The organism is Metabacillus fastidiosus NBRC 101226 (assembly GCF_001591625.1).
Lineage (GTDB): Bacteria > Bacillota > Bacilli > Bacillales > Bacillaceae > Metabacillus > Metabacillus fastidiosus.
Genome location: NZ_BCVG01000178.1, coordinates 1 through 4,444, shown reverse-complemented (window position 1 = coordinate 4,444; position 4,444 = coordinate 1). Strand labels below are relative to the sequence as shown.

General features: G+C 36.8%; 3 protein-coding genes, 1 tRNA gene and 1 pseudogene. 1 reads left to right on the top strand and 4 read right to left on the bottom strand.

The features are described from left to right. Positions 1-672, top strand: a pseudogene (locus BFA01S_RS23015) (collagen-like domain-containing protein); the annotation flags it as partial. A gap of 456 nt (positions 673-1,128) precedes the next feature. Here BFA01S_RS23015 and BFA01S_RS23010 read toward each other — a convergent pair. The 4 genes from BFA01S_RS23010 to BFA01S_RS20935 form a co-directional block, all read right to left on the bottom strand. Next, on the bottom strand, positions 1,129-1,350 hold the full coding sequence (locus tag BFA01S_RS23010; protein WP_169800521.1) for a hypothetical protein: 222 nt from the start codon (positions 1,348-1,350) through the stop codon (positions 1,129-1,131). A 249-nt stretch (positions 1,351-1,599) separates the two neighbouring features. Further along, positions 1,600-1,671, bottom strand: a tRNA-Val gene (locus BFA01S_RS20945). Positions 1,672-1,819: 148 nt separating this feature from the next. After that, positions 1,820-3,796: a TRAP transporter permease gene (locus tag BFA01S_RS20940; protein ID WP_066235498.1), complete on the bottom strand. Its 1,977-nt coding sequence runs from the start codon at positions 3,794-3,796 to the stop codon at positions 1,820-1,822. Further along, entirely contained in the window at positions 3,786-4,292 is a 507-nt protein-coding gene (locus BFA01S_RS20935; RefSeq protein ID WP_066235496.1) for a DUF1850 domain-containing protein, read from the bottom strand. Before BFA01S_RS20935 ends, BFA01S_RS20940 begins: the two co-directional genes overlap by 11 nt. Positions 4,293-4,444 lie beyond the last annotated feature (152 nt).

Sequence of the window (4,444 nt, the reverse complement as noted above, 5' to 3'; positions counted from 1 at the left end):
CAAGGACCTCAGGGAGCAACCGGGCCTCAAGGACCTCAGGGAGCAACTGGACCCCAAGGACCTCAGGGAGCAACCGGGCCTCAAGGACCTCAGGGAGCAACTGGACCCCAAGGACCTCAGGGAATTCAAGGACCTCAAGGAGAAACTGGACCTCAAGGAGAAACTGGACCTCAAGGACCTCCTTCCACAACCTCAACAAAGTCTATTGTATTTGAAGGAACTAATGCAGGGTTTCAACTATTCGTTGGATCACCTGGTCCGGAATCTCAGACTTTACCTTATGTTGTAAATGGAAATGGCAGTATCGTAGGGTTTAGCGGCTCCATCGTTGTAAATAACTTACAGGCAGGTACCTATAATTTTCAGTTATGTTCTAATGTAAGGAATAATGTAATGGCACCAGCTCCCGGTAATATTTTAGCCACAATAACCTTAACGACTACTGCTTCAATTACAGGAACTCTTATCTTTACAAGCAGACCAACAGATGCAGGTGCTCACCCTGTATTTGTATCTAACGGGGCTCCATATGTACCTGCACCGGCTACAGTTACATGGACCAGCAATATACCTGGTTCTCCTGTAGTAAGAGATAATACATTGTCCTTATATTTAGACAGAAATATTTCCAATAATGCAGCATATGAAGTACTTTTATCTTCTAATATTTAAATGACAACAAAGGCGGTATACTGGATAATGTATGGCATTTTCACAAAAAGCAGAAAAAGAGAGAGGCTTTCCTAAAAGTGTTTTTCTGGGGAAAGCCTCTTTCTTTATATATTTTCAAATTAAATCTCTTATCTGAGATAATTATTGCAAGGAAGACTCTATCAAATAAAATAATAATAAAAGAAGATTTCAAAAATAAATAAGAAATTCTTTTTCATCATTGCCAGTTAGTTTAGTTACTTCCTCTTACTCTAGTAAGCAGGAATTTTTTGGGTTCTATCATCACTTTTTGAGAAAACCAAACGAAAAGCAGATATAATGAGAGAATAATTACTAAGTTTTGCTCATAATAAAGTAAGGGCAGCAGAGAAAAAGGAATAAGTTATGTCAAGAAAAAACAGAAGAATATAAGACGAAAAAAGAGCAATTAAAGGAAGAGATGAAGAAAGAGAAACCTCAATGGGTTATCACCTTTGCTTGGTCCGTTTTTATCTCAAAGTTTGGAATGGTTCCTCTTTCTCCCTTTTGGATTTTAATTTTGCCGAGTAATTGACTTGAAACTAATATTGGAGGGGTTTCTACCATTATTTTAACAATTGGATCAGCAGTTATTTTAGGCATTAACTCAGATAAATGGTACAAAAAGAGATATGCGAAATTGTAACGATAATGGTACACTGGAATGATCTTTTATCATAAATATCTATCTGTTTTTATAGACACTTAAATTTTATTCAGTTAATAATCAATTTTTAAGCACACACCTTCTACGAAAACATTGTTATAGATTATAATGTTTGCTGTTGCAAAAACTGTCAACTTTCCTGTGCAATATATAAATATACAAGGATGAAATGAACATATCAGTAAACAAAGAAAAAGGCTTAAATCCTTGATAATAAAGAATTTAAACCTTTTTTTGGGTGATGACCTGTGAGGGATTTGAACCCCCGACCCCTTCCCTGTCAAGGAAGTGCTCTCCCACTGAGCTAACAAGTCAAATTAATGTATATATTCCATTATATTTACATACTTTCTCTTAGTCAAGCAGTATTTCACCATTCGACTTATTTCCCAAGAAATATAGTTAAAACTTAGTCTCCTTCTCTCATTTAAATATAGTAGAAGGAGACTGAAATTTCAAATATTATACTTGGGCTGAAAGCTGCGGCTTATTATCATTATCACGTTTCCAAACGAATTGCAGTGTAAACAGTACTGCAAATATAATAAGTCCAGTCATATCTGAAATACCTTCTGGGTAGATAAGAAGCATTCCTGCTACAACAGCCATAATACGTTCCAGCCAGTGCATTTTTCTCATCCAGAATCCGATGATACCTGCACCAATTGCTACCATTCCTGTAACTGCTGTAATGACTACCCATAATAGCTCTGGCCATGTTGTATTTATCATTAATAGCTCTGGTGAAAGTACAAATATATATGGAATGATAAATGCTGCAATGGCAAGCTTTGCTGATTCTATACCGGTTCGAATTGGTTCCCCGCCTGCGACACCTGCTGCTGCGAATGCCGCTAGTGCAACTGGTGGTGTAATGTCGGCGATAATTCCGAAATAGAATACAAATAAATGGGCTGATAAGTCTGGTACACCTAATAGAATGATAGCTGGTGCAGCAATCGTTGATGTAATGACATAATTTGCTGTTGTCGGTGATCCCATTCCGAGAATGAGTGATGCGATCATTGTTAGTATTAAAGTCGGAATTAAAATACCGCCAGCGAGATCAATTAAACCATTTGCCATTTTTAAACCCAGACCTGTTTTTGTAACAATACCGACGATAATACCAGCACATGCTGTCGCTGCGGCAACACTTAAAGCAGATCTTGCTCCATCCACCAGTGCATAAACGAATTGTTTTGGGCCCATTCTCGTTACTTTATTAAATACACCTACAATAACAGCAATTAAAATAGAATATAATGCGGCATGTGTAACAATCATATTTGACATTAATAATAAGATAATCGCTACTATCGGTAGTAATAAATAAACATTTTTTAATACTTCTATAATGCTTGGCATTTCTTCCTTCGTCAAACCGCGTAACCCTATTTTTTTCGCTTCAAAATGAGTCATAATCCATATGCCGGTAAAATAGAGGATAGCCGGTATCGCAGCGGCTTTTGCAATATCCCAATAAGTGATTCCGCCACCGATAAATTCGACCATTAGAAAAGCTGCTGCTCCCATAACAGGAGGCATTAATTGTCCGCCTGTTGATGCAGATGCTTCTACTGCCCCAGCAAATTCTTTTTTATAGCCGAGTTTTTTCATCATCGGGATCGTAAATGCACCTGATGTAACTACGTTCGCAACAGAGCTCCCGCTAATTGTTCCTTGAAGAGCACTTGAGAAAATCGCAACTTTTGCAGGTCCTCCTATTCTCCTTCCAGCAACTGCAACTGCGAGATCATTAAAATACTGACCAACACCTGTCCTTACTAAAAAAGAAGCAAATAATAGGAATAGAAAAATATAAGTAGAAGAAACAGCAAGCGGTGTTCCTAAAATTCCTTCTGTCGTATAAAACATCGTTTGGACGAGTCTTTCCAGTGATAGACCACGATGTGCTAGAAAACCTGGCATATACTGTCCGAAAATACCGTAAATCAAGAAAAGAAATGCAATAATCGTAATCGGTAAACCGACAGCACGTCTCGTTGCCTCTAAAACTAGTAAAATAGCTAGAATTCCAACGATAAAGTCCATTGTTGTTAAACGTCCGACACTCATAACTAAATCATTAAAAAATAATGGCCAATAAGCTCCAACACCTATGCTTAAAACGGCTAGTACCCCATCGTACCAAGTAATTTGTAATTTTCCTTGTTTCCTTTTTTTGCGGTTTGCAGGAAAAAGTAAAAAAATTAAAGAGAGCGCAAATCCAAGGTGAACGGTTCGCTGAATTTGTGCGGTAAATACACCAAATATCGCTGTGTATAATTGAAATAATGAAAAAGCAAGCAATCCAAAGAAAGCAATATATCCTAAAACACCAGTTAATTTCCTCGTTCCCGCTTCCGGATCATACTTCTCTATAATCGCCTGCTGCTCCTCTTCAGATAAAATATTAATATCTTCTTTACGAGTCATTTATTTTCACTCCTTTCAATTGTTGCCATAGCGTTATTTTCTTCGGAGTTATTCTCACCCATGTTCCAGATTTTATATCGCTTGATAAAGTATATGTTTTTCCCTCATAAATAAGGCGGTGATTTGCCTTTACTTGCCCAATCCTCAAATCAATATAAGAGAAAGTTCTGTTCATATTTTTTATATAATAAATACCTCCTTTTCTAATAAATAATTCATCACCTTCTGCATTTGCTGGCATGCCAATTGCAAAATCTTTATAAGCAAGTTCTGTTTGGATTATTTGGTTGCTTGATATGCGATATGTTTCAGTTACATCTGAATTGTGGATAGAATGCGTGTATTGTATTTGAAAGGCTTCCTTTTCTTCCAATGATAAGTATGCTAGCAGCTTTTCTTCATCTTCAAATGTAAAAGCAACTACCTGTTTGTATGGAAAGAAAGGAAGTGAAATAAGAATGAGTGCAAATAGTAATATAAATAATTTTAATCTCATAAACTACCTCATTTAAAAAGGAAGTTAATAGTTAATGTTAGCAATTTATCTCAGCCTTAACGGGCAGTAAGACTTCCCCTTTAAAGTTCTAGTAATTAGAGGAAGTGAAGTGGGAGATCCAACTGTCCATAAAGGTCCGATCAATAGAACAA